This is a genomic window from Helicobacter sp. L8, assembly GCF_003660355.1.
In the GTDB taxonomy this organism is placed as follows: domain Bacteria; phylum Campylobacterota; class Campylobacteria; order Campylobacterales; family Helicobacteraceae; genus Helicobacter; species Helicobacter labacensis.
This window is the reverse complement of sequence record NZ_QXQR01000003.1, coordinates 1-24,710: the sequence shown is the minus strand read 5'-3', so window position 1 is coordinate 24,710 and position 24,710 is coordinate 1. Positions and strand designations below refer to the sequence as shown.

General features: G+C 48.6%; 29 protein-coding genes. 21 read left to right on the top strand and 8 right to left on the bottom strand.

Translation table 11 applies throughout. The features are described from left to right. Nucleotides 1-33 precede the first annotated feature (33 nt). The gene (locus EAO37_RS02365; protein ID WP_120951330.1) at nt 34-567 is read left to right on the top strand and encodes an SEL1-like repeat protein; all 534 of its coding nucleotides are present in this window, start codon (nt 34-36) and stop codon (nt 565-567) included. On the opposite strand, the gene coaE is transcribed toward EAO37_RS02365, so the two are convergent. From coaE to ggt, 3 genes are read right to left on the bottom strand one after another with little or no spacing between them, the layout of a single operon-like run. Beyond that, nucleotides 564-1,157 carry a dephospho-CoA kinase gene (gene coaE / locus EAO37_RS02360; RefSeq protein ID WP_120951328.1) on the bottom strand — a complete coding sequence of 198 codons (594 nt, stop codon included), beginning with the start codon at nt 1,155-1,157 and terminating at the stop codon, nt 564-566. The two genes, EAO37_RS02365 and coaE, sit on opposite strands and share 4 nt — an antisense overlap. Next, nucleotides 1,154-1,873, bottom strand: a complete 720-nt coding sequence (locus tag EAO37_RS02355; RefSeq protein WP_120951326.1) for a spermidine synthase — start codon at nt 1,871-1,873, stop codon at nt 1,154-1,156. The genes coaE and EAO37_RS02355 overlap by 4 nt, the downstream gene beginning before the upstream one ends. Then, the gene (gene ggt, locus EAO37_RS02350; RefSeq protein WP_120951324.1) at nt 1,873-3,555 is read right to left on the bottom strand and encodes a gamma-glutamyltransferase; all 1,683 of its coding nucleotides are present in this window, start codon (nt 3,553-3,555) and stop codon (nt 1,873-1,875) included. The genes EAO37_RS02355 and ggt overlap by 1 nt, the downstream gene beginning before the upstream one ends. Nucleotides 3,556-3,652: 97 nt before the next feature. Here ggt and EAO37_RS02345 point away from each other — a divergent pair, with 97 nt between their 5' ends. From EAO37_RS02345 to EAO37_RS02320, 6 genes are read left to right on the top strand one after another with little or no spacing between them, the layout of a single operon-like run. Then, nucleotides 3,653-5,059: a DNA polymerase III subunit gamma/tau gene (locus EAO37_RS02345; RefSeq protein ID WP_240451700.1), complete on the top strand. Its 1,407-nt coding sequence runs from the start codon at nt 3,653-3,655 to the stop codon at nt 5,057-5,059. Further along, the gene (gene tsaE / locus EAO37_RS02340) at nt 5,056-5,481 is read left to right on the top strand and encodes a tRNA (adenosine(37)-N6)-threonylcarbamoyltransferase complex ATPase subunit type 1 TsaE (RefSeq protein ID WP_240451699.1); all 426 of its coding nucleotides are present in this window, start codon (nt 5,056-5,058) and stop codon (nt 5,479-5,481) included. Before EAO37_RS02345 ends, tsaE begins: the two co-directional genes overlap by 4 nt. Then, nucleotides 5,474-6,196, top strand: a complete 723-nt coding sequence (gene lptB / locus EAO37_RS02335; protein WP_120951320.1) for an LPS export ABC transporter ATP-binding protein — start codon at nt 5,474-5,476, stop codon at nt 6,194-6,196. The genes tsaE and lptB overlap by 8 nt, the downstream gene beginning before the upstream one ends. Continuing rightward, on the top strand, nt 6,196-7,479 hold the full coding sequence (locus EAO37_RS02330) for an RNA polymerase factor sigma-54 (protein WP_120951318.1): 1,284 nt from the start codon (nt 6,196-6,198) through the stop codon (nt 7,477-7,479). The genes lptB and EAO37_RS02330 overlap by 1 nt, the downstream gene beginning before the upstream one ends. Nucleotides 7,480-7,514: 35 nt before the next feature. Then, the gene (locus tag EAO37_RS02325; protein WP_120945914.1) at nt 7,515-8,009 is read left to right on the top strand and encodes a sel1 repeat family protein; all 495 of its coding nucleotides are present in this window, start codon (nt 7,515-7,517) and stop codon (nt 8,007-8,009) included. A 9-nt stretch (nt 8,010-8,018) separates the two neighbouring features. Next, nucleotides 8,019-8,348 carry an SEL1-like repeat protein gene (locus EAO37_RS02320; RefSeq protein ID WP_120945913.1) on the top strand — a complete coding sequence of 110 codons (330 nt, stop codon included), beginning with the start codon at nt 8,019-8,021 and terminating at the stop codon, nt 8,346-8,348. Here the strand turns inward: EAO37_RS02320 and EAO37_RS02315 are convergent. Then, nucleotides 8,331-8,705 (bottom strand): hypothetical protein, encoded by a 375-nt coding sequence (locus EAO37_RS02315; protein WP_120945912.1) that lies wholly within the window; start codon nt 8,703-8,705, stop codon nt 8,331-8,333. The two genes, EAO37_RS02320 and EAO37_RS02315, sit on opposite strands and share 18 nt — an antisense overlap. A 136-nt stretch (nt 8,706-8,841) precedes the next feature. On the opposite strand from EAO37_RS02315, the gene alaS reads away from it, so the two are divergent. From alaS to EAO37_RS02270, 9 genes are all read left to right on the top strand, one after another. Beyond that, nucleotides 8,842-11,439 (top strand): alanine--tRNA ligase, encoded by a 2,598-nt coding sequence (gene alaS / locus EAO37_RS02310; protein WP_120951316.1) that lies wholly within the window; start codon nt 8,842-8,844, stop codon nt 11,437-11,439. Then, complete coding sequence (gene ccoS / locus EAO37_RS02305; protein WP_120945910.1) at nt 11,439-11,630, top strand: cbb3-type cytochrome oxidase assembly protein CcoS; 192 nt, start codon at nt 11,439-11,441, stop codon at nt 11,628-11,630. Before alaS ends, ccoS begins: the two co-directional genes overlap by 1 nt. Before the next feature lies 1 nt (nt 11,631). Then, nucleotides 11,632-12,588 carry an NAD(P)-binding domain-containing protein gene (locus tag EAO37_RS02300; RefSeq protein ID WP_120945909.1) on the top strand — a complete coding sequence of 319 codons (957 nt, stop codon included), beginning with the start codon at nt 11,632-11,634 and terminating at the stop codon, nt 12,586-12,588. Between the two features lie 70 nt (nt 12,589-12,658). Further along, entirely contained in the window at nt 12,659-13,225 is a 567-nt protein-coding gene (locus tag EAO37_RS02295) for a YbhB/YbcL family Raf kinase inhibitor-like protein (RefSeq protein WP_235853103.1), read from the top strand. 66 nt (nt 13,226-13,291) lie between these two features. Beyond that, complete coding sequence (fabZ, locus tag EAO37_RS02290) at nt 13,292-13,789, top strand: 3-hydroxyacyl-ACP dehydratase FabZ (RefSeq protein WP_120945907.1); 498 nt, start codon at nt 13,292-13,294, stop codon at nt 13,787-13,789. Then, complete coding sequence (gene lpxA, locus EAO37_RS02285; RefSeq protein WP_162982224.1) at nt 13,780-14,586, top strand: acyl-ACP--UDP-N-acetylglucosamine O-acyltransferase; 807 nt, start codon at nt 13,780-13,782, stop codon at nt 14,584-14,586. Before fabZ ends, lpxA begins: the two co-directional genes overlap by 10 nt. Next, nucleotides 14,583-15,935 carry an ATP-dependent protease ATP-binding subunit ClpX gene (clpX, locus tag EAO37_RS02280; RefSeq protein WP_120951314.1) on the top strand — a complete coding sequence of 451 codons (1,353 nt, stop codon included), beginning with the start codon at nt 14,583-14,585 and terminating at the stop codon, nt 15,933-15,935. The genes lpxA and clpX overlap by 4 nt, the downstream gene beginning before the upstream one ends. A 13-nt stretch (nt 15,936-15,948) precedes the next feature. After that, on the top strand, nt 15,949-16,986 hold the full coding sequence (locus tag EAO37_RS02275; RefSeq protein WP_120945904.1) for a rod shape-determining protein: 1,038 nt from the start codon (nt 15,949-15,951) through the stop codon (nt 16,984-16,986). A gap of 7 nt (nt 16,987-16,993) precedes the next feature. Further along, nucleotides 16,994-17,854, top strand: a complete 861-nt coding sequence (locus EAO37_RS02270) for a rod shape-determining protein MreC (protein ID WP_120951312.1) — start codon at nt 16,994-16,996, stop codon at nt 17,852-17,854. Here the strand turns inward: EAO37_RS02270 and EAO37_RS02265 are convergent. From EAO37_RS02265 to secG, 4 genes are read right to left on the bottom strand one after another with little or no spacing between them, the layout of a single operon-like run. Next, nucleotides 17,851-18,273, bottom strand: coding sequence for an RDD family protein (locus EAO37_RS02265; RefSeq protein ID WP_120951310.1), 423 nt, complete (start codon nt 18,271-18,273; stop codon nt 17,851-17,853). The genes EAO37_RS02270 and EAO37_RS02265 overlap by 4 nt on opposite strands. After that, on the bottom strand, nt 18,263-18,880 hold the full coding sequence (gene pyrE / locus EAO37_RS02260; protein ID WP_120951308.1) for an orotate phosphoribosyltransferase: 618 nt from the start codon (nt 18,878-18,880) through the stop codon (nt 18,263-18,265). The genes EAO37_RS02265 and pyrE overlap by 11 nt, the downstream gene beginning before the upstream one ends. Further along, the gene (gene frr / locus EAO37_RS02255) at nt 18,880-19,437 is read right to left on the bottom strand and encodes a ribosome recycling factor (RefSeq protein ID WP_120951306.1); all 558 of its coding nucleotides are present in this window, start codon (nt 19,435-19,437) and stop codon (nt 18,880-18,882) included. Before frr ends, pyrE begins: the two co-directional genes overlap by 1 nt. An 8-nt stretch (nt 19,438-19,445) precedes the next feature. Continuing rightward, nucleotides 19,446-19,856, bottom strand: coding sequence for a preprotein translocase subunit SecG (secG, locus tag EAO37_RS02250; RefSeq protein ID WP_120951304.1), 411 nt, complete (start codon nt 19,854-19,856; stop codon nt 19,446-19,448). 55 nt (nt 19,857-19,911) lie between these two features. Between secG and EAO37_RS02245 the strand changes: the two genes are divergently transcribed. The 5 genes from EAO37_RS02245 to EAO37_RS02225 all read left to right on the top strand — a co-directional run. Further along, a complete protein-coding gene (locus tag EAO37_RS02245) occupies nt 19,912-20,634 on the top strand; it encodes a methyltransferase domain-containing protein (protein WP_240451698.1) in 723 nt (240 codons plus the stop codon). Continuing rightward, complete coding sequence (trpS, locus tag EAO37_RS02240) at nt 20,631-21,611, top strand: tryptophan--tRNA ligase (RefSeq protein ID WP_120951302.1); 981 nt, start codon at nt 20,631-20,633, stop codon at nt 21,609-21,611. Before EAO37_RS02245 ends, trpS begins: the two co-directional genes overlap by 4 nt. Next, complete coding sequence (locus EAO37_RS02235; RefSeq protein ID WP_205589732.1) at nt 21,608-23,407, top strand: extracellular solute-binding protein; 1,800 nt, start codon at nt 21,608-21,610, stop codon at nt 23,405-23,407. Before trpS ends, EAO37_RS02235 begins: the two co-directional genes overlap by 4 nt. Continuing rightward, nucleotides 23,408-24,472, top strand: a complete 1,065-nt coding sequence (yejB, locus tag EAO37_RS02230) for a microcin C ABC transporter permease YejB (RefSeq protein WP_120951300.1) — start codon at nt 23,408-23,410, stop codon at nt 24,470-24,472. 8 nt (nt 24,473-24,480) lie between these two features. Continuing rightward, a partial coding sequence (locus EAO37_RS02225) for a hypothetical protein (protein ID WP_205589731.1) occupies nt 24,481-24,710 on the top strand: 230 nt, incomplete at its 3' end.

The window sequence follows — 24,710 nt, the reverse complement described above, 5'->3', positions numbered from 1 at the left end:
TAAAAGAATGTGCTAGTCCTAGAAGAGTCGTTAATGCTAGATTTGTTTAGTCTGAAAAATGTGTTATGGGTGTGGCTTGTGGTGGGGCTATCTTGCCTGAGTGCGCGGAATCGGGATGCTCGGTTTTATGATCCAAGTTGTGATAACGCTTGGAATCTTGTGTTCCCCGATGAGAATAAAAAAGAAGACGACAAAAAAGCCCTTTTGGCTTTCCAAAAAGCCATCAAAAAAGGCAAATTTTGCGGATACAATGGCTTGGCATATCTCTATGAAAATGGGCTAGGAGTTGAGCAAGATTATCACAAAGCCCTTAAGCTATATGAAAAGATTGGGAGGGGTGGGTATGGGGGTGGGTATGCGGATATGGCGCGCATGTATGATCAGGGTTTGGGCGTGCCTGCAGATGAGAAAAAGGCAGATTATTATGAAAAACTCTGCCATGAGAGTGTCAACTTTCCTGATAAAATCTACAATCACATGCCCGATGAAAAGGACGGGTGCTCTGATATTCGTGGCGGGGTAGACCCTAAATCGCTAGACATGGGACCCACTGAATATATGTATTAACCCCCCTTGATTTGGATGAGCAATCTCTCTACCTCTGCTTGTAAATGTTTTAAATCTTTAGAATTGTCCAGCACAAAGAGGCTTAGAGATTTTTTAATTTCTATATCCATTTGGGCATCAAGGCGTTGTTCTATGTGCTCTAGGCTTAAGTGATCGCGCGCTTGCAGGCGTGTGATCTGCAACTCTCTGGGCGCATACACCAAGACCACTCGAGCAATCCCATAAGTTTTAATCCCCTCAATTTCAAAAAATAGAGGGATGTCTAAAAAATAGGGCTGGTGGTGGGTTTCTAGTTGTTGGGCTTGCTCGAGCATTTTAGCGCGCACTTTGGGGTGGAGCAATGCCTCTAGCTTGGCGCGTGCGACCTTGTCGCTAAAAATGAGCGGGGCTAGGGCTTGGCGCGTGATAGTGTGGTTAATCGCCACCTCAGGGAAGAGTTGGGCAATTTCCGCATTGTATTGTTCAAAGAGTTCATGGGCGATTTTATCGGCATCTAGCACACTATAACCATGTAGGTTCAAAAGACTAGCCACAGTGCTCTTGCCCGTGCCAATCCCCCCCGTGAGCACAAAGGCGTGTTTTAAGCTCAATTTTTAAGCAGACGCGCGCACGCGCCCTTAAGCCACTGGGGCTGGGCAAAGGCGGCGTGGTGGATTTCCGCGTTGTAATAACGCAACCCATCGAGCATGTCGATCTTTTGCAAGAGCATGTCAGCAAGGGGGTGGTAGTGCTTGGAGGCAAAGAGATAAACTTGGGGGGTGGGAGCATAGGGGGTGTTAAAGGGCATGAGGATTTGCGCACAACCCTGTAAGCTTGTGAGCGTGCCCTTAAAGGCTTCTTGTTCTAGCAAGGGGTTAGGAACACTGAGCAACATCAAGCCTTTGGGGTTTAGCATGCGTTGCAAGCCGTCCACTTGGTGGGCATTGGGGGTGCTAAGTGAGATGAGAATATCATAGGGTTGTAGGTCTAGATCGAGGATTTTGTCATAGAGTTTAAAGCGCGCATGGGCTTTGGTTTCTGCAAATTGGGGCAAAAAGGCGTGCAAATTCTCTAGCATGGCGTGATCTTCTTGCACAAAATCCACATGCAAACCCTCATACTTTAGCAACTCAAAGGCGATTTGGGTGTCAAACCCTCCAGTGATGAGCGCGCGTTTAGGGTTAGGGTGCACGCACGCGCCCACATGCGCCAATAGCTCGCTCTGGATAAAGGGGTAACTTTGGAAAAACATCCACTCTTGCGTATTGTTACGCACAATCCCCATCTGGGCGCAATCTGTGCCGACAATTTCTAGTTGGTGTGCCATTAAAACTCTTTGCGCGGGTCTTGTGCCCCATACATGACATGGGCTTTGGCATCGACCACAATGGCGTTCACATCGCCCATAGGGGGCTTAACTACAATTTTATAGCCCATTTTCTCCAAGTTCTCCTGCACATCTTTAGGCATGCCAAATTTCTCAATGCGGATTTCATCAGGCAACCATTGCATGTGAAATCGTGGCGCGCTCACCGCTTCAGAAATATTCATGCCATGATCGATCACATTGCTAATCACTTGCAATACCGTGGTGATGATACGCGCACCACCGGGACTGCCCACGACCATAAAGACCTTATTGTGTTTGAGCACAATAGTGGGCGACATGGAGCTAAGGGGGCGTTTGCCCGGCTCAATCGCGTTAGCATCGCCTCCAATCAAACCATAGAGATTAGGCACACCGGGTTTGATAGAAAAGTCGTCCATTTCGTTATTGAGCAAAAAGCCTGCCCCATTGATAGCGGCTGCACTGCCATAGTAATCATTCACGGTGTAGGTGATACTCACCGCATTCCCCCATTTGTCTGCTACAGAGTAATGCGTGGTGTTCTTACCCTCATGGATTTGCCCTAACCCCGGGCGCACTTTTGCGCTATCCGTGGCTTTATTAGGCAAAATGTTTTCATAGATTTTTTTGGCATAACTCTTGTTGGTGAGTTTGTCTGTAGGGACATCAATAAAATCCGGATCCCCCATAAACACCGAGCGATCGGCGTAGGCTTGGCGCATCGCTTCTGCCATGATGTGGATAGTTTGGCTAGAGCCAAAACCTAGCGCACCGATGTCAGCGTTCTCCATCGTGTTTAAAATCTCAATGATATGCGTTCCGCCTGAGCTAGGGGGTGCCATGGAGATGATTTTATAACCCCGATAACTCCCCTCAATAGGTTTACGCCACACCACCTTGTATTGGGCTAAGTCTTGCTTAGAGATGATCCCCCCGTTCTTGCGCATGTCCTCTACAATCAAATCCGCGATCGCGCCCCTGTAAAAGGCTTTCGCCCCGGCGTTTTTAATCAAGGTTAAAGTTTTAGCTAAATCCTTTTGCACGAAGAGATCCCCCGCGCTATAAGCCACCATACCCTTTTTTAAGAAGTATTTACGGCTACTGGCGTATTTGGCAAAACGGGGTTTGGCATCTAACATGGTTTCTCCCTGTCTGGGTGTTAATCTAAAACCCTTTTGGGCGAGATCAATAGCGGGTTGAATCAAGGTTGCTAGTTTACGCGTGCCGTATTTTTTCAACATCGCATCAAACCCGGCTACAGTGCCGGGCACCCCAGCAGCCAAATAGCCATCTGTGCTAAGTTTGGGGATCACCTTCCCCTCCTTATCCAAATACATGTTGCGTGTGGCTTTCAAGGGGGCTTTTTCTCTGAAATCTAGAGTAATATTTTCCCCATTAGCCAAGTGGATCACCGCAAAGCCCCCCCCGCCTAAATTGCCCGCAGCCGGGTGCACCACAGCCAAGGCATAGCCCATCGCTACGGCTGCATCGATGGCGTTCCCGCCCTCATCTAAAACGCGTTGGGCGATCTTGTCGGCTAGGGGGTGGCTAGAGAGGGCTAGAGCCTTGCCCTTAATGGGGGGTAAACTAGCCCCCATAACAGCACTAACAAGCCCCGCGCCCACGCACAGCACCACGAACACACGCTTTATAACAAACATAAAAACTCCTAACAAGTGTGATAGACAATCTTAGCATAGCTAGACTTACAGCCAGCACAATTAGGTTATAATACCCCAAATGCACAAAGGAAAGTCCGTGGTCTTGGCTCTCAAATACCGCCCCAAACACTTTAAGGATTTGGTGGGGCAAGAAAGTGTGTCTAAAACCCTAAGCCTAGCTTTAGAGCAAGGTCGTTTAGCGCATGCCTATTTGTTTAGCGGGCTTAGGGGTTCGGGCAAGACCTCTAGCGCGCGCATTTTTGCCCGCGCCCTGCAGTGCGAAAAAGCCCCCACTAGCACCCCCTGTGATGTGTGCCCTAATTGTGTAGACGCGTTGCACAACAAACACATGGACATTATTGAGATGGACGGCGCGTCTAACCGGCGCATTGAAGATGTGCGCGAACTCATTGAGCAAACTAAATATAAACCCAGCATGGGAGCTTTTAAAATCTTTATCATTGATGAAGCCCATATGCTCACTAAAGAAGCCTTTAATGCGCTTTTAAAGACCTTAGAAGAACCCCCCGCGCATGTCAAATTCATCTTAGCCACCACGGACGCGCTCAAACTGCCAGCCACTATTTTGAGTCGCACCCAGCATTTCCGCTTTAAAAAGATCTCCCCTAAAGCCATTGTGGCGCATTTGCAAAAAGTCTTGCAAGCTGAGGGGGTGGGTTACCAAGAAGGGGTTTTGGAAATGTTGGCTAGAAGCGCGCAGGGGAGTTTGCGCGACACCTTGACTCTCACAGAGCAGGCTATAAGTTATTGTGGTGGCACTCTGAGCTTAGAAGCCACCGCGCAAATGTTGGGCATGGTGGATAGCAAGGTGCTAGACGATTTTTTCCAAGCCCTTGCAGACAACCCGGCGCGCGTGCGCTCTCTCTTGCAAACTTTAGGTAGTTACGATCCCCAAATGGTTTTAGAAGAGATGGCGATCTTTCTTAAAGACGCGCTATTAGAGGAGAGCTTTCCTCTCAATGTGCTGGATGCTTGGATGGGTATTTTAGCCCAAGCCAAGAGTCTTTTGCACACGGGTGCAGATGGGGATTTTGTGCTGGCTTTGAGCGCGCTCAAGATGCAAGCTGTCTATAACCCCCCCCAAGCCCAACCCTCCCAAAACTTAGCCCCTAAAAGCCCTCCAGCCCCCCAGTCTAACCCACAGCCCCTTCCCAAAGACCTATTCTCCCAAGTTATCGCCAAACTCTACGCGCACCAGCAAGATTTAGGCGCGCTGTTTGAAGCGCATGTGCGCTTTCATGCCTTCTGCGATCAGATTTTGCAGTGGCAATCAGATGCACCACCTAGCGCTAAAGAAGTGCTCAAAACACATTATGAGATCATTAAAAAAGCTGTTGAAGAAGTCTATGGGGTAGGGGTGCAAATCCAAGCGATCAAAAACCCCTCTCCCCCTCCTAGCACTCCCCTCACCAAAGAGGAGCAAAACATGGTGGACATGGTGCAAGAGCATTTGGGGATTGAAAGTTTCAAGGTAGAGAAATGAAGTCTATGCAAGCGGATTTGCAAGGTTTAGGGGCTGTGGTAGCGCTTTTAAAACACGCGATCAAGGGGCGTAAACACGCGATCATTCTCCTGCAGGGTGCTTTGGGTAGCGGTAAAACCACTTTAGTGCAGCACTTTTGCCAAGCCCACCACGCCCTACAAGCCACCTCGCCCACTTTCAGCTTAATGCACGCTTACCCGGCTGAGGGCTTTTGTATTTACCATTATGATTTTTACCTCAAAGAAACCCAGCAGCTCCTAGAAATGGGCGTGTTAGAACACTTGGAATCCCAGGGCGTGCATTTTATAGAGTGGGGTTCTAGCGCGCTTAAAAGCATGTTAGTGCGCTTGGGCTTTCGCGTGTGGGTGCTAAGTTTGCAAACCTGCGATCAAAAACGCATCTATAGGCTCAGCGATGGATAGACTCAGCGCGACCCATTTGAGCAAGCAGATCAAAAAGACCATGATTGTGCATGATGTTTCCCTAGAAGTGCAAAGCGGGCAGGTGGTGGGCTTGTTAGGACCCAATGGGGCGGGTAAAACCACAACTTTTTATATGATCTGTGGGCTATTGCAACCCAGTGGGGGGAGTGTGTCGCTCAATGACATCGATCTCTCCAATTATCCTCTGCACAAGCGATCCAATTTAGGCATTGGGTATTTGCCTCAAGAATCGAGCATTTTCAAGGATTTAAGTGTGCTGGATAATTTGATGTTAGCCGCCCAAACCACTTTTAGCAATTCTAAAGAAGCCATGCAACGCATTGAAGAAATGTTAGAGGCTTTTAATATCCAAGCGATTCAGGCGCGCAAGGGGGTGTCCTTGAGCGGGGGAGAGAGGCGGCGTGTGGAGATCGCTAGGGCGTTGATCAAAAGACCTAAGTTCATTTTGCTAGATGAGCCTTTTGCAGGGGTAGACCCCATTGCGGTGCTAGACATCCAAAAGATCATCGAACGCTTGGTAGAAATGAATATTGGGGTGCTTATCACCGATCACAATGTGCGCGAAACCTTGAGCGTGTGCCATCGGGCGTATGTGATTAAGAGCGGGACTTTGCTTGCCAGTGGGAGTAGCGATCAGATTTATGAGAACGAGTTGGTTAGAAAACACTATTTAGGCGAGCATTTTAAGGCATGATGGCACTCTTGCGTCCCAAACTCGCGCCTAAAAATAGGCTATCGGCGACTTTGAAAAGTTGGTTGCCTATTTTACAAAGTGGACCCCTTGAAATGGAGGAAGTGTTGCAGGCTTATGCCAAGGACAACCCTTGCATGCGCGTGCAAAGTGGCTTGAGCGCGGATTTTAGCACCTGCCAATTCCACAAAGCCCAACGCCCCAACGCTCCCGCTCTTAAAAACACCATGACTGACAAGATCGAAAGCCTGAGTGTGCGCGAAGCAACTTTGTATGAAACCCTCCACCAACAACTCTTGCCCCCCCTTTTTCCCACCCAGACTTCTTTACAAATCGCTCAAGACATCATAGAAAATCTCAACCATGAGGGGTATTTTGAAGGCGATGTAGAGTCATTAGCTTTAAAACTAGGCGTGCATGCCCAAGATTATGAAAAGGTGCGCCAACGCTTTGCTTACCTAGACCCCCCGGGTGTGGGCGCGCGCGATCTCCAAGAGAGTTTTTTCTTCCAACTAGCCCAGCATAACCAATTAGACGACTCTACCTATGGTCTATGCGTGCAGATTTTAGCTAATTTGTCCGCGCACAAGGATTTTAGCCATCTAGCCTCTTACAAACAGGCGATGAAAATCATCACTTCCTTTAAAAACCCTCCCGCCCTAGATTTTCATGATCCTTCGCCCGTGGTGATCCCTGATCTTTTGATCTTGGAACAGGGGGGGGAGATTAGCGTCCAGCTCAATGACAGCTATTACCCCCAAGTGGTGGTCGAAGAGCCTAAAATCAAACAAGCCAATGACTATTTAAAGGAAAAACTCAAAGAAGCGCGCGATTTAGTGGACGCGTTACAAATGCGCCAGCAAACAATTTTAAAGATCGGCTTGATGTTGGTTGAATACCAATACGATTTTTTCAAAGGCAAGCAGATCAAACCCATGCGCTTGGTGGATATTGCCAATGAATTTGGCTATGCGCCTAGCACCATTTCTAGGGCGATCTCTAATAAATACTTGGAGTGCGCGCGCGGGATTTTCCCCATCAAGAGTTTTTTCACCACCGCGCTGGAAGGGGATATTTCCAACGCCTCCATCAAGGATTTTATCTTGGATCGCATCGCGCATGAAGATCCCTTAAAACCCTTGAGTGATCTCAAGATTTTAGAGCTTGTAGAGGCTGAGTTTCACCTTAAAATGGTACGGCGCACCATCACCAAATACCGCAAACTCTTAAACATCGCTAGTTCTGCGGAGCGCAAAAAACTCTACGAATTGCGCGCCAAGCATTAAGTCTAGGCGTGCTAGAATACCCTCAAAGGACGCACATGGCAACACAGCATAGCAATAGGACGCGCGCCAACCACCACAGTCTAAGCGATGATGCCCTATTGGACATGTTCAACCGCTACAACGCCACTTCTTGCGATCAACTCGCTCCCCATAAATTGCAGGGCTACTTCAAAGCGTTCAAATTTTACAAGCAAATCCTCTTAGGGCATTGCGCCCAAGGGAAAGCGTTTTACCGCCTAGCCCAAATGTATGAGAGGGGGGAGGGGGTGTGCCAAGACGAGCGCAAGGCTTTGGATTGTTATGAGGGGATCGTGCAACATAGCCCCATCACCCAGTGGATCTACATCAACGCGCTTAACAAGCTCATCTATGCTTACGAAACGGGCGCATGGGGTATGCCCCAAGACACCCAAAAAGCCCTAGAATACAAAACTAAACTCCAAGAAAGCAAGGCGGCGATGATGGGTGCAACGCTACGCCTGTATTTCAAAAAACGCGCCCCCAAGAAAGCCAAAAAGATCTCATATTAAAGGACATGCATGCCAACTAGATTAGCCACTAATTTGAGCGATGACGCTCTGCTCGCCCTTTTTAACCGCTACAACCAAAGTGCCCCCTTGGGCGCGCCCCACCAAGTGAACGCCTATTTGAACGCCTTTGGGTATTTCAAACGCATCGCCCTAGAAGAAACGGACTTTGGCTACGAGTTTTACGCCTTAGGAAAAGCCTATGAAGAGGGCTTGGGCGTGCCCCAAGACACCCCCAAAGCCCAAGCCCTCTACACTGAGGCGATCAAGCACTACCAAGTCTATGAGGGCGATGAGGAGAAGCACTTAGAAGCCATGCGCCTCCTAGAAAAATGGCTCTGAGGGGTTAGAGTGGTCCTTTTTGTAGCGGTGTGTGCGTTCGCGCTCGCATTCATCGTGCGCCCTATGATCCCTTTGGTGGGTGTTAAGAGGGTTGTAATAGGAATTGCACACGCGCGAGGAACGCCTATAACTACCGGGTTCTTCTCCCGCATTTTCTAAGCTGGCACAATCCCCATCGGCGGGCGTGTTGGCAAAAATCTCTAAATGATCGGGGGCGTGTGCGTCCAACACTTCTACATGATCGTGATCATGAGGGGTGTGTGCGGGCAACACCTCCAAAGAAACCCCCAAACGAGCCGCGAGCTCTTGAAAACTTCCTAGATCGTCTTGTTTGATGTTTTGGATTAACAGATCCACACAATCTCCTTTGATTGATTCTGGCTTAAACCTAACCTTAAGCCACTTTTTAGTTTAGTTGAAAAAAAACAACCAACACCTAACCACAACCCCAAAGCAATATGCTATAATGCGCCCATATTGTCGTGGAGAACCTATGGATATTAAGAGTGCTTTTTTACAGCATTTTGAAGATTTAAAGCATGTGCGTGTGCCTAGCTCTAGCTTGGTGCCTGAGGATTCTAGCCTGCTCTTCACCAATGCGGGCATGGTGCAATTCAAGGATATTTTTCTAGGCAAGGTTGCGCCCTTTGCTCCGCGTGCCACGAGTGCCCAGCTGTGCATGCGTGCGGGAGGGAAGCACAACGACTTAGAAAATGTGGGTTATACCAACCGCCACCATACCCTATTTGAGATGTTAGGGAATTTCTCTTTCTTTGACTACTTTAAAGAAGAGGCGATCGCTTACGCTTACGCTTTTGTGCGGGGCACTTTGGGTTTTAAAGAGCAGGACATTTACATTAGCGTGCACGAAAAAGATCACGAAGCCTACAAATTGTGGCAAAAATTTGTCCACCCTAGTCATATCAAGACCATGGGCGATAAGGACAACTTTTGGCAAATGGCAGACACGGGACCTTGCGGGTATTGCAGTGAGATTTACATCGATCAGGGCGCGCAGGCGTTCCACTCTAAAGAGGATTATTTTGGGGGCGATGGAGATCGCTTTTTGGAGATTTGGAATTTGGTTTTCATGCAATACAACCGCTCCAAAGAGGGGGTATTAACCCCCTTGAGTCAGCCTTGTATTGACACGGGCATGGGTTTAGAGAGGGTGCAAGCCTTATTAGAGGGGGTGCAGAACAATTTTGATTCTTCTTTATTTAAGCCTTTGATGGCATGTATTGAAGAGGTTTTTGGTTTACCCTACAGCGCGCATAAAGAATCTTTTAGGGTGCTTGCCGATCACGCTAGGAGCGTGGCGTTTTTACTGGCTATGGGGGTGTATTTTGACAATACCGGTAGGGGCTATGTGCTCAGGCGCATTCTACGGCGCGCGCTAAGGCATGGTTACTTGCTCGAACATGCTAAGGGGCGCACACTTGATGAACCTTTTTTCTATAAAATTCTAGGGGGCGTGTGTGCGTCCATGCGCGATTATCCCATTTTGCAAGAACAACAAGAGAGCTTGCAAGCTGAATGCATGGCTGAAGAAGAATTGTTCTTGAGCACTCTAGAAAAGGGCATGCATCTTTTTGAGAGCGCGTTAGCGCAGAGCAATGAGATTTTCAGCGGGGCGGTGGCTTTTAAACTCTATGACACCTATGGCTTTCCCTTGGATTTAACCATGGACATGTTGCGCGATAAAGATATAGAAGTGGATTTGGCTGGCTATGAGGCGTGCATGCAAGAGCAAAGACAACGCTCCCAATTCAAACAAAGCGGGAGCAAAGACGATCTAAAAACTCTTGATCTAAGCGCGCTAGCCCCCAATGTCTTTGAGGGTTACCAGCATGAAAGTTTGCAAGCCACGATCCGCGCGTTGTTTGCGCCTAATACCCAGGGCGTGTTAACTTCTGTGCCAAGCGTGCAAAGCGGGAGGGCGTATGTGGTCTTGGATAAAACTCCTTTTTACCCCCAAGGTGGGGGACCCATTGGGGATAAGGGCGTGCTCTTAGATCCTAGCCACCATCCTCTAGCCCATGTGCTAGACACCCAAAAGGTGGGCGCGATCAACCTCAGTTTAGTGGAATTGATCGCGCCTGTGCATGTGGGTGGGTGCGTGATCGCTAAGGTGAGCGAGCGCGCCGAGATCGCTAAGCACCACAGCGCGACTCATCTTTTGCATTTAGCTCTAAGAGAGGTGTTGGGTCAAGCTGCACGCGCCGAACACAAAAGTGCCCAGATTCAACAAAAGGGAAGCCATATAGAGGCACAGCGCTTGCGCTTTGATTTTAGCTTTTATCGCCCCTTGAGCGACTTAGAGATAGAAGCGGTTGAAGCCTTTGTGAACGCCCAAATTAGCATGGGAACTAGCACGCACATCGACCACCTGCAAGCCGATCAGGCTAAAGAAAGGGGGGCTGTGATGTTGTTTGAAGACAAGTATTTGCAAGAGGTGCGCGTGGTGAAGATCGCAGACAGCCTAGAGGCGTGCGGGGGGGTGCATGTAAGCGATAGCGCGCACATTGGAGGGTTCGCTATCACTAAAAGCTCGAGTGTGAGCGCAGGGGTTAGGCGCATTGAGGCGGTGTGTGGGAAAGCCTACTACCACTTCATCGCCCAAGAACGCGCCGCGCTTAAAGAGGCGCGCCACCAATTAAAAACCTACCAAAAGGCTACCAAGGCTCAACGCCCCAAGCAGGATTGCGCGCACTTGGTGCAATGGTATCCGGTGTGTGATCAACAACTTGCCCTATTGCACGCCCAAAAAGAGAATCTCAAAGAGTTTTTCTCCCTCATAGACACACATAAAAAACAACAAAAGAACTTGGTCGCGCTCTTTGTGTGCCCTAACCCACAAAAACATGCCCTAGAACTATCGCTCAAATCGCTGGGGAATCAGGATATGTTGGCTTTGCTCGCGCGTTTGAAAAGCCAGCTAGAAACCTTGGGTTATGAAAATAAAGGTGGAGGCAAGCGCGACTACGCTTCGTTATTGATTAAAAAGCAAGAGGGCGCGCTCACCCCTGAGGATGTTCAGACTTTGATGGAAACCCTCAGGCAAAGCACTTTAGAATTTATGGCTGGCTAATGCATACCAACACTCTGTTTCTCATGCTCTTTGTTTCGTTGATCTTGGGCTTGGTGGGACTACTCATCTTTTTATGGGGCTTGAGAGGCAAACAGTTCAGCGATGAAAAGAAAATGTTAGAGGTCTTGCTATATGATAGCCCTAGCGATCTACACACCGCCAAACAAGAGGAACTCAAGAAGAAAGGATAGCATGGGTGAGATTTACGATGTAGTGGTAGTGGGGGCAGGACCTAGTGGGATCGCCACGGCAGTGGAGTGTAAGCTCAATGGAATCCCCAAAGTTTTATTGTGTGAAAAAGAGGCGCAAAGCTGTGGGATGATCCGCAAGTATTATAAAGCCAATAAGCGCGTGGACAAGGATTACCGCAAGCAGGTCGTGGATATTAAGGGGCATATTCCCTTTAGCGATACAGATAAAGAGGGCGCGCTAGAAGTCTTGCAGAAGGCTTTAGACGAACACCATATTGATGTCGCCTATAATACGGGGATTGAGAGCGTAGTAAAAAAAGAAGACTTATTTGAGGTGGTGAGCGGGTCTAACCAAGTGTTTAAGGCTAGGAGCGTGGTGATCGCCATTGGCAAAATGGGGCAACCCAACCGCCCTTCTTACCCGATCCCCATAGAGGTGATGCGCCAAGTGGTCTACACCATCAATGATTGCAAGGAAAAAGAGGAGGTGTTGGTGGTAGGAGGGGGCAATTCGGCGGTGGAATACGCCATCGCGCTAGCCAATAGCAATAACACCACCTTAAACTACCGCCAGACTACCTTCAGCCGTGTCAATGAAGACAATCTCAAAAACCTAGAAGAGGCTTTTAATAAGAATTTGCAACACAAATTAGGGGTGGATATTGAAAGCCTAGCCGAATCGCAAGGGCAGGTGCAGGTGAATTTTAAAGACGGCACGCATGGATTTTACGATCGAGTTTTATTTGCCATTGGGGGGTCTACCCCTTTGGAGTTTTTGAAAAAGTGTAAAGTAGCCTTGAGTGAGAACAATTTGCCCCTTGTGAGTCCCGAACATGAAAGCAATATCACTAACTTGTATGTGGTGGGCGACATTGTCTATAAATCTGGGGCTAGCATTGGAGTCGGGTTGAACGCGGGCTTTGAAGTGGCACGCGTGCTCAAAGAGCGGTTGGTCTAGTTTGCGCAAAGCACTCATTCTAGCTTTTACTCTGCTGGGAGTAGCAAACTCCTTGCTTTATTCTCAATCTATGCACCACAAAGGAGAACGCATGCAGGTTTTTAAAGTATCTATCCACACAGACCCACAAGGTTTTTTAGACCCCAAATTTGGTGGCAACGCCCCTGAGAGTTTTTTAGATCACGGTCTGCCTAAACACTCCCCTGAGATTTCTTGGGAGGGTGTGCCCGGAGCCAAGAGTTACGCCCTAGAGATCGTGGATTACGATGCGAGCGTGGTGATGGGCAAACCCTTTATCCACTGGGTGGTAGGCAATATTGCAGGCACAAAATTAGCCCAAAACGCCTCATTAGAAGACAAACATATCGTTCAAGGAGTTAATTCCCTCACAGAAGGCTACTGGCGTTCTACTTTAAGCCCAGAAGAAAAACGCGCCTCCAATTTAGCCAATAGCGTCTATATTGGTCCTATGCCTCCCAATGGGGATCACCACTATTTAATCCAAGTTTACGCGCTAGATATTGCGCATGTAAATTTGACTCCCCCCTTTTTCATCAACGATTTGCACGATGCCATCCGGGGGCACATTTTAGGCTTGGGGCGCGTGGAGTTCAAATACCATAAAATGCGCCACTAATGGAGTTTTAAGCTTGCGCATGGCAAAGTCAAAAATTCATCGAATTTCACGCAAAGGCCTTAGAAGATGCAAGATTGTGTGTTAGATATGGATATCCATGCCATTGCCCAGATTCTCCCCCATCGCTACCCCTTCTTGCTGGTGGATCGTGTGGTGGGCTTGCAAACTTACAAACAGGTGCACGCCTATAAGAACATCACCTATAATGAAGAAGTGTTTACGGGGCATTTCCCCAGTAAGCCCATTTATCCGGGGGTGCTGATTGTAGAAGGCATGGCGCAAGCAGGCGGGCTTTTAGCCTTTGTGAGTTTATTTGGGGTAGACCCTGAGGTGGCGCGCACCAAGCTTGTCTATTTCATGACAATCGATCGCGTGAAATTCCGCAACCCGGTGATCCCCGGGGATCAACTCCATTACTATTTGGAGGTGCTTAGGCACAAGGGCATGATTTGGCAGGTGGGAGGGGTGGCTAAGGTGGATGACAAGATCGTGGCAGAGGCTGAACTCAAAGCCATGATTGTGGATAAAGACAATGGCAAGAGGGGTGCAGGAGAATTAGCATGATCGCCTCCACGGCCATTGTTGACCCCAAGGCTTGCATCGCCCCGGGCGCGCATATCGGGCATTTTTGTGTCATTGGACCTGATGTAACCTTAGAAGAGGGGGTGGAGCTTTACAATAATGTTACCGTGTTAGGGCGCACTACTATCAAAAAGCACACTGTTGTTTTTCCCTACGCCACTCTAGGCACGATCCCCCAAGACTTGAAATACCATGGCGAACAAACCCAACTTCTCATCGGGGAGCGCAATCTCATTCGCGAATATTGCATGATTAACCCGGGCACGCAGGGCGGAGGGGGGATCACGCGTATAGGTAATGACAATCTCTTGATGGCCTATGTGCATGTCGCCCATGATTGCCAGATTGGGAGTTATTGTATCTTAGCCAATGGGGTTACTTTAGCCGGACATATTGAAATTGGCGATCATGTCAATATCGGGGGGGTTACAGCCATCCACCAATTCGTGCGTATCGCCAAGGGATGCATGGTGGCTGGGGCTAGCGCGCTGGGTAAAGATGTCCCCCCTTATTGCATTGTGGAGGGCAATCGTGCCTTTATCAAGGGGATCAACCGCCATCGTATGCGCAAACTTTTGCAAAGCCATGAGATTGACTTCATTAGTGCCCTTTATAAAAAGCTCTTTGCCTGTGAAGACACTTCCATACGCGAGAACGCGACCAAGCTCTTAGCTAAATACCCAGACAACCCCCACGCCCAAGAGATCTGCGGTTTCATCTTAGAGAGTGAGCGCGGGGTCGCCTTTAAAGCCGCACATTTGACTCAGGAGAACACATGAATACCCGTTATTGTAGTTTTTGTAACAAACCAGAGAGCACTTTAGGTTACCAACGCCGCTTGGTGTTTTCTTCTAAAAAATCCGGAAAAGACACCCATGTGTGTGAATATTGTATTGAATATCTTTACAAGGAACTCCACACAGATTTGCACCCCAGCACTTTGGATAACAACCGCCTAGAACTCATTGAAAACATGTTGCCTAAAGCCACTAAGAGCGTGGGCGCGACCCTTGTGCCCTCCCCTAGCGTGCTGAAAGAATACCTAGATAACTATGTGGTGGGGCAAGAAGAGGCTAAAAAGGTTTTCAGCGTGGCTGTTTATAACCACTACAAGCGCTTAAACCACCAAGAAAAACAAAGACAAAAACAGCACAGTAAGGATGTGCACTTCACCCAAGAGGACTCTTTAGAAGATGTGGAGATTTCTAAATCTAATATCTTGCTAGTGGGACCTACTGGGAGTGGAAAAACTTTGATGGCACAGACTTTAGCGCGCTTTTTGAATATCCCCATTGCCATTAGCGATGCGACTAGCCTCACAGAAGCGGGCTATGTGGGCGAAGATGTGGAGAATATCCTAACGCGCTTATTGCAGGCTAGCGATGGAGATGTAGAACGCGCCCAACGCGGGATTGTTTTCATTGATGAGATCGATAAAATCGCGCGCCTCTCAGAAAACCGCTCCATTACCCGCGATGTATCCGGGGAGGGCGTGCAACAAGCTCTATTAAAAATCATTGAGGGGAGTGTGGTCAATGTCAGCCCTAAGGGTGGGCGCAAACACCCCAATGAAAACTTTGTGCAGATTGACACCACCAATATTCTTTTCATTTGTGGCGGGGCGTTTGATGGGATTATTGACATCATCAAACGGCGTATCCATAGCAATGTGCTAGGCTTTGGTAATGAGAAAAAGACCAAGGAGCAGTTAGAGGATATTTTGCATTTAGTGGGACCTGAGGACCTTATTAGTTATGGGCTGATCCCTGAGCTCATCGGGCGTTTGCCCGTCATCTCCACCCTCAAGCCCATCTCTAAAGAGGCGATGGTGGATATTTTGCTCAAGCCTAAGAACGCCCTTATCAAACAATATCAACAGCTGTTTAAAATGGACGGCGTGGAATTGATCTTTGAACCCAGTGCCATTGAAGAGATCGCCAATCTAGCTATCAAGCGCAAGGTGGGCGCGCGAGGCTTGCGATCCATTATTGAAAGCTTCAGTATGGATGTAATGTTTGATTTGCCCGGTTTGAAGGACTACCAAGTCATCATCACCAAAGAGTGTGTTTTGCAACAAGAAAAACCCTTGTATATCAAGAAAAACAAACCCTTACCCATGCCATCTTAACAGAAAGAAGTCTATGATACTAGATAAACTAATTGGTGTTTTCTCCCATGATGTTGCCATCGACTTGGGGACAGCTAATACCGTGGTCTCTGTCAAAGGGCAGGGAATCATCATCAACGAGCCCTCCATTGTGGCGGTTAAACTCAACAAATACGATCGCATGGAGGAGGTGCTGGCTGTGGGGAGCGAAGCTAAGGAGATGATTGGTAAAACTCCCGCTGGAGTGCAGGCGATTCGCCCGATGAAAGATGGGGTGATCGCTGATTTTGACATCACCGAAAAGATGATTCGCTACTTCATTGAAAAAGCCCACCAACGCAAAGCCTTGATTCGTCCGCGCATCATGGTGTGTGTGCCCTATGGCTTAACCAGTGTGGAGCGCAAAGCGGTTAAAGAAAGCGCGATGAGCGCTGGGGCGCGTGAAGTCTTTTTGATCGAAGAGCCTATGGCTGCTGCCATTGGGGCGGGCTTGCCAGTAAAAGATCCTCAAGGGAGCTTGATTGTAGATATTGGGGGGGGCACGACAGAAATTGGGGTCATTAGTCTAGGCGGGCTGGTGGTGAGTAAGAGTATTAGAGTGGCGGGCAATAAACTAGATGCGAGCATTGTGGATTATGTGCGCAAGACCTATAACCTGCAAATTGGGGAGCGCACGGGCGAAGAGATTAAAATCGCTATCGGATCGGCAATCGAGCTCAACCCCCCCTTGACAATGGAGGTGAGCGGGCGCGATCAGGTGAGCGGGATTTTAAACACCATTACCCTAAGTAGCGAGGATGTGCGCGAGGCAATCAAGGAGCAGATTCGCGAAATCAGCAATGCGCTCAAGGCGGTTTTAGAAGAAGTCAAACCCGATTTAGCCGGGGACATTGTAGAAAATGGCGTGGTGCTCACTGGTGGGGGCGCGCTCATTCGTGGCTTGGACAAATATCTAAGCAATATTGTCAAGTTGCCCGTCTTTGTGGGCGAAGAGCCTCTTTTAGCCGTGGCGCGGGGCACGAGTCGCGCCATTGAAGATTTGGATTTGCTAAGTAGTCTAGGGGATTTGTAAGAGTCCTATGATTAGCAAACGCACGGTGCTAATCATCGTAGCCATTGTGTGTGTGCTGTGGGTCTTGGACATTAGGGGGTCGCGTAGCTTTGTTAGCGACAAGGTGAGGATTGGTTTTTTAAACTTCAAAGACAGCTTAGTTTCTGCCTACCAACGCCATTTTGATCAAGCCAACACCATCGCGCGCTACCAAGCGCAATTAGAAGCTTACAAACGCCTGCAGTTTTCCTATGCCGATTTAAACGCGCGCAACCAATCTTTAGCCCTAGAGGTGCACGATCTAGCCAGTCTGCAAGCTACCTTACCCACCCCCCTCCAAACCCCTGATGCCACCGCCTCCTTTGCCACTTATACCCCCCCCACCTGCGCGCCCCAACCCATATCCCCTACCCTCTACACTCCCCCCACCTACACACTCACGCGTGTTTATGGTTTTGCTAAACTCAATAACCCTTATGAATTGCTCTTAGATGTCAAAACCCCCTACCCCCAAGATAAGATTTTAGGCATGGTTGCCTTTGAGCGTGTGATTGGGATTGTGGTGCAAAAAGAGGGGCGTTTTATCGGGCTTTTACACGGGGATGCGCGCGCGAGTTACAGCGTGATGGTTAAGAGTGGGGAGAAGATTTACTATGGCTTTGTTACTAACCAAAACTTTAAAACCTATGTCAATTTCTTACCCGCCTACGCCCCCGTCAAACCCGGAGATGTGGTGTTAACTAGCGGGCTAGATGGGATTTTCAGCGCGGGCATTTTTGTGGGCACGATCGCCAGCGTGGAAAACCACTACACCTATAAAAAAGCCCTCTTGAACATAGAACATCTCAAGAGCATGCTTTTTTATGTAACCCTAGTCGCACAACCTTAAACCCGTGTTAAAGTTGTCTTACAAAGCATATCGTGTAACAAGCGTTTATGGCGTGTGAAAAAGGGGGTGAAAAGCCCCACTAGTGTGCTAGTTACCACTAACCACAGCCCAAAACGCCCCCATGCACGCCAAAAGCCCACTTTACCCCCACTTTTAGAATCCACAAGTTTTAGACCCACATAACGCCAGCCCGGAGTTTGTCCGCTCAAAGCCACAAAAAGCGCATTTAAAAACCCATAAACCCCTACGCAGGCAAAAATCACCCCCTGATGGGTTCTAAAGCTCTGCGCCGAACCCAAAAGGACATAAGTGCTAAAATAGAGCAGGGGGGTATAAAGCATGAAAATATCCACCAACAAGGCTTTTAAGCGTGCTAACGCGTGCAAGCAAGCAAGAGTTTCTAAAGCGTTATTTTTCATTCCCGCGGCTGCCCGGCTTGACCGGTGCGCTGGTAGCACATAGAGGGCAATGCGCAGGATCATACATCGCAAAATTGAAATCCGCCAAAGAAAAGAAAGGCGCGCTTGGGGGTAATTTGCATGCATGCCCTGTGTTGGTGGGGGCGGGAGCGTTGGTGCGCGCACAAAAGCCCCGATTAGCCAAGCTAGCAAAGGCAACCACTTTCCCGCCCAACGCCTGCACACAATTAGCCGCCTCTAGGGCTGAACCCCCCGTAGTAATGATGTCTTCACAGATGAGCACTTTTTCTTGCGCACTCACACTAAAGCCCCGCCTCAGAGTCATCACCCCCCCCACGCGTTCGCTGAAGATAAAGCGCACCTCTAGGGCGCGCGCTAATTCATAGCCGGCTAAAATCCCCCCAAGAGCAGGGGAGCATATACAATCTAGCTTAATCCCTGCGCACGCGATCTCTTGGGCTAGGGCTTGGGCGAGTTGCTGGGCTAGTTTGGGGTGTTCTAAGACTTTAGCCGATTGCAGGTAGAAATTAGAGTGATTCCCACTACTGAGCAGAAAATGCCCCTCCAAAAGCGCGCCACAATCTTGGTAGATACGCAAAATATCCATTAGAGTTTTAAGATCTCCTCTTCTTTGGCTTTGAGCGCGTCCTCAATTTTCTTAATCGCGCCATCGGTGATCTTTTGCACCTCAGCGAGGGCTTTTTTGCTCTGATCTTCGCTGATCTCCTTGTCTTTTTCTAGCTTTTTGATCTGGTTATTGGCATCCTGGCGGATATTGCGCACGGCTACCTTTGCCTTTTCACCCATGCCCTTTGCGTCCTTAGCGATCTCTTTGCGTTGCTCTGAGGTCATGGGGGGGAAGAAGAGTTTCACGCTCTCCCCGTCATTATTGGGATTCACGCCTAAATTAGCTTCTTGCAACGCTCGTTCAATGTCCTTTAAAAGGTTCTTTTCCCAAGGGGTGATACTCAAAGTGCTCGCATCGCTAGCAATCACAGAGCCCACTTGGTTAAGCGGAGTGGGTGTGCCATAATAATCCACGCGCACATTTTCTACCAAGTTGATAGAAACCTTGCCGCTACGCAGAGTGGTGAAGTCTTTTAAGAGCGCTTGCAAACTCTTGTGCATTTGCTCGCTAGTGTGTTTGTAAATGCCATCTAACATGGATGTCCTTAGGAGTTGGTTTTAGGGATGAGGGGATTTTGCGTGGGGGCATTTTTGAGTAAGGGGTTACCCAAAGGGTTAGCCGGAGGGGTGCTTAGAGGGTTAGCAGGCGTGCTGGGCGTGCTGGGCGCGCTAGGAGGCACTAGGGGCACTAGAGAGTTTTTAGGCGCGCTGTCTAACACGCTGATATTGTATTCTTTATTGTAAAGATAACCTAGCGCAATCGTATTGCTCAAAAACAAAAAACCCAAAACCATCGTGAGTTTGGCTAAAAAGCTAGCAGGTCCCTTAGCCCCAAAAAGCGACTCGTTACTCCCACTATAAGCCCCTAGCCCGATGCTCGAACTCTTTTGTAATAGCACCACGATCACAATCACCACAGCTAGGATAATCTGTAACACCAACAACACGCTACTCATACACTCTCCATCAACATAAACCCCGATCTTAGCAAATTTTTACTAAAATGCGTCTGTGCAAGAAAAGATGAAACGCTATTCCTTTGGCAAAATGGCTAAGAGTTATGCGCGCCACGCGCAAGCGCAACAACGCATCGCTGCGCGTCTCTTACAAGAGTGCGCGTCCCAACACTACGCGCGTGTGCTAGATTTGGGTTGCGGGCAGGGAAGTGTTCTTAGTGCCCTGCCCTTTTTTAACATCTGTGCCAACGAGTTTGTCGGGGTGGATCGCGCCTTAGAGATGTTGCAAGAACACCCGCGGGCGTGTTTGGGAGTGGATCGCGTGCGCTTGATTTGCCAAAACTTTGAAGATTGGGACATATTGCCATGCACTCTGCTCATTAGCGCCTCTGCTTTGCAGTGGGCACAGGATTTAGACGCGCTCTGTGCCAAGTTAGCGCGCCATTGTGCGCATATCGCCTTAGCTATCCACACAAGTGGGAGTTTGCAAGAAGTGCATGCCTTTTTAGGCACACGCTCACCCCTAAGAGGATGCCAAGAAGTCTTAAGCATCTTAAAAGCGCGTTTTGCGGATTTTAAGACTCGTTTATGGGTGGAGCGCTTCCAGCAGAGTTTTGATGCCCGCGCGCCCTTTTTAGCCCAGCTCAAATACACGGGCTTACTGGGCGGAGGGCTGGATTTTAAGCGGGCTAAGGCTCTGCGCTTTGAAATCCCCTATGAATCTTTGAGTTATGAGGTGGTGTTTTTGGTAGGAAGTTTGCAAAAAGGAGAGAGATGAGAGAGCGCGTGTTTTCGGGGATTCAGCCCACAGGGGGGATGCATTTGGGGAATTATTTAGGGGCGATCAGGCAATGGGTAGCACGCCAAGATGTCTATGAGAGTATCTTTTGTGTGGTGAACGCCCATGCCATCACCACCCCCCAAGACCCTAAAGTCTTACAAGAGCAAAGTTTGCAAATGGCAACACTCTTGCTAGCATGCGGGATCGACCCCAAGCGATCTAAACTCTTTGTGCAAAGTCAGGTCAACGAGCATGGGGCGTTGTGTTGGCTACTTAATTGCGGCGTGTCTATGGGGGATTTGGCGCGCATGACTCAGTTTAAGGACAAGAGCGCTAAAGAGAAAGCCCCCCTAGCCGGGCTTTTCACTTATCCGGTGCTCATGGCAGCAGATATTTTACTCTACCAGAGCGATTGTGTCCCTGTGGGCGCGGATCAAAAGCAACATTTAGAACTCACAAGAGATATAGCTATAAAATTCAACCGCGATTTTGGAGAATGCTTTAAAGTGCCCAAACCTTTGATTGGGGACACGGGCGCGCGCGTGATGGGCTTGGACGATCCGCTAGTTAAGATGAGCAAATCCCACCCCGGGGCTTTGCACGCGCTTTTTCTCTTAGACCCCCCCGATCTGATCGCTAAAAAGATCAAAAAGGCGACCACAGATTCGATAGGCACTCTGCGCTTTGATCCAGAACGCCCCGGTATCTACAATCTACTCAATATCTACGCGCTACTAAGCCAGCAAGAAAGCGCGCAAGTAGAGACCCAGTTTGAAGGGAGAGGCTATGGGGATTTTAAAAAGGCATTGATTGAGGTGGTGGTAGAAACTTTTAACCCCATTAGAGAGACTTACACGCGCCTGCAGGGTGATCAAGGCTATGTGTTAAGGGTTTTGCAAGAGGGCTTGCAAGCCGTGCAACCCATCGCCACGCAGACCTACCAACACGCCAAAACTCTCATGGGTTTACTATGAAAACGCGCCAGATTCTAGGAAGTTTACTAGCTTGCTTGCCCCTGTGGGGCGCGCCCTACATTTCCTTAGGGCAAAAGGCTAAATACGCCCAGCACTTTACCCATTTTGATTACGCTAACCCCAATGCCCCTAAGGGGGGGGTGCTCAAAAGCCATGCCATTGGCACTTTTGATAGCCTCAACCCCTTTTTGCTCAAGGGCACTAAAGCTAGCGGGTTAGAATTAGTCTATGACACCTTGCTTACCCAAAGTTTAGACGAACCCTTCGCAGAATACGCCTTGATCGCCAATGACATTGAAGTCGCCCCCGATCATAGCTATGTGATCTTTGGTATTGATGAACGGGCTAAATTTAGCGATGGGGTGCCCATTAGCGCGCAAGATGTCAAATACAGCTTTGAGACCATCACACAAAAGGGTAGCCCGGTGTTCAAGCAGTATTATGAAGATGTCAAAGATGTCATTGTTTTAGACAAACAGCATGTCAAATTCACCTTCAAGAACACCACTAACACCGAATTACCCCTCATCTTGGGGCAATTACAGGTGATCCCCAAGCATTTCTTTGAAAAACATGGTTTTGAGAAAAACCCCCTACTTGTCCCGGTTTCTAGCGGTCCTTACATGGTTGAATCCTTTGATGTGGGCAAGCGCATCACCTATGTGCGCAATAAAAACTACTGGGCGCGTGATTTGCCCGCCATCAAGGGGCAATACAATTTTGATCGCCTAGTCTATGAATACTACAAGGACGACTCGGTAGCCTTGCAGGCGTTTTTAAGCGGGGCTTATGATTGGCGTTATGAGAGCACAGCCAAAGTGTGGGCGCGTGGGTATGTGGGTAAGGGCATTGAGCAAGGTAAGATTCACAAGGTGCGCTTGAAACACGAACTGCCCGCGGGGCTACAGGGCTTTTTCATCAACACCCGCAGACCCCTTTTTAAAGACTTGCGCGTGCGTGAGGCACTCTTCTACGCCTTTGATTTTGAATGGGCGAATCGCAATCTCTTTTTCTCCCAATACACCCGCTCACCTAGTTATTTTAGTAATTCTATCTTTGCCTCTAGTGGCTTGCCCCAAGGGCAAGAACTCCAAATTTTGAATCGCTATAAAAAACAACTAGAAGCCTATAACCCTAGAATTTTCACTAGCCCCTATATTGTGCCCCGCACCAATGGCGCGCGCAAGGTAGGAGAAAACTTGCGTGAAAATCTCAAATACGCCCAAAAACTCTTAAAAGAGGCGGGCTATGTGGTGTCTAACAACCGCCTCATCAACGCTAAAACCAAACAACCCTTCACTTTCACTCTCTTACTCAATAGCCCGGGCTTTGAACGACTCGCGCTAGCTTACGCGCGCAATCTCAAAGTCTTAGGGATTGAAATGCGGATTCAAAGGGTGGATTTGAGTCAATACACCAATCGGGTTAAGAAATTTGACTACGACATGATCTCAGGAGTGATTGGAGAATCGTTGTTCCCGGGTAATGAGCAACGCTATTATTGGGGGAGCGCGAGCGCTAAGCAAGCAGGGAGTCGCAATTATTCTGGGATTTCTAACCCCGTGATCGACCAGCTCATCAATGGGGTAATTAGCGCACACAATCGAGAAACCCAGATCGCCTTCGTGCGCGCGCTCGATCGCGTGCTTTTGTGGGGCTTTTATGTCGTGCCCCAATTTTATGGCTCGAGTTTTCGCATCGCCTTTTGGGATAAAATTGGCATGCCCAAAATTTCGCCCCCCTATGGTTTCTCGCCCACGCTATGGTGGGATAAAACTCTGCAAAAGGAGCACTAAATGGCGCGCTACATTCTCAAACGCCTTTGGCTCATCATCCCCACCTTGCTAGGCATCATCACGATCAATTTTTTCATCATCCAAAGCGCTCCGGGGGGACCTGTGGAGCAGATGATGGCTAAACTTAGCGGAGTGAATAATCAAGAAACTAACACCGCTTCGCTCAAAGAAAGACAGCTAAATGAGAGTCGTTATAAGGGGGGGCAGGGCATGGATAGCGCGCTTTATGCGCAACTCACTAAACTGTATGGTTTTGATAAACCCCTTTTAGAGCGTTATGTAGACATGCTCAAAAGATACCTTGTTTTTGACTTTGGGCAGAGTTTTTACCGCCAAATTAGTGTGATCGATCTCATCAAAGAAAAGCTCCCGGTTTCTATTTCGCTGGGCTTTTTTAGCACTCTGCTCATCTATCTCATCTCCATCCCCCTAGGCATTTACAAAGCCCGCCACAATAATTCTAGCTTTGATGTCGCTAGCAGTGTGGCTGTGATCGTGGCTAACGCGATTCCTTCCTTTTTATTTGCCATCATTCTCATCGTGCTCTTTGCCTCGGGGACTTATTGGCAAATCTTCCCCTTAAAGGGTTTGGTGGGCGAGGATTTTGCCACTTTAAGCGTTTTTGGCAAAATTAAAGATTATTTGTGGCATATCTTTTTGCCCGTGCTGTGCATGAGCATTGGGGGGTTTGCTACCTTAACGCTCTTGGTGAAAAACTCCTTTTTAGATGAGATGGGCAAGCTCTACATCTTGTGCGCGCGCGCTAAGGGGTGTTCTGAGGGGCGTATTTTCTATGGGCATGTTTTTAGAAACGCGATGCTCTTGGTGATTGCAGGATTTCCTAGCGCGTTTTTAGGCGTGTTTTTTAGCGGGAGTTTGCTCATTGAGATCATCTTTAGTTTAGATGGGCTAGGTTTGTTAGGTTTTGATAGCATTGTCAATCGGGATTACCCGGTGGTTTTTGCCTCTTTGTATATTTTTACCCTATTGGGTTTGGTGGTGAATTTGATCAGCGATCTGACTTATAGTCTTGTCGATCCTAGAATTGATTTTGAAAAAAGATAGGAGTTTTAATGGGCATGAAAGTGTTAAAACTCTATGGCTTGGCGTGCTTGTGGGTATTGCTGGCTTTAGGGGTGTATGTGGGGGTGTTTTTTAAGATGCGCTACAGTGCGCCAGAACCCCTTGTAAACGCGCTCCCTGCAAAACCAACCCCCCCACCTCCTAGCACAGCCCCAATAGCCCCGGCAACCCCTACCCCTCCCACCCCAACACCCCCCATAGTAACCCAGGCAAAACCAAC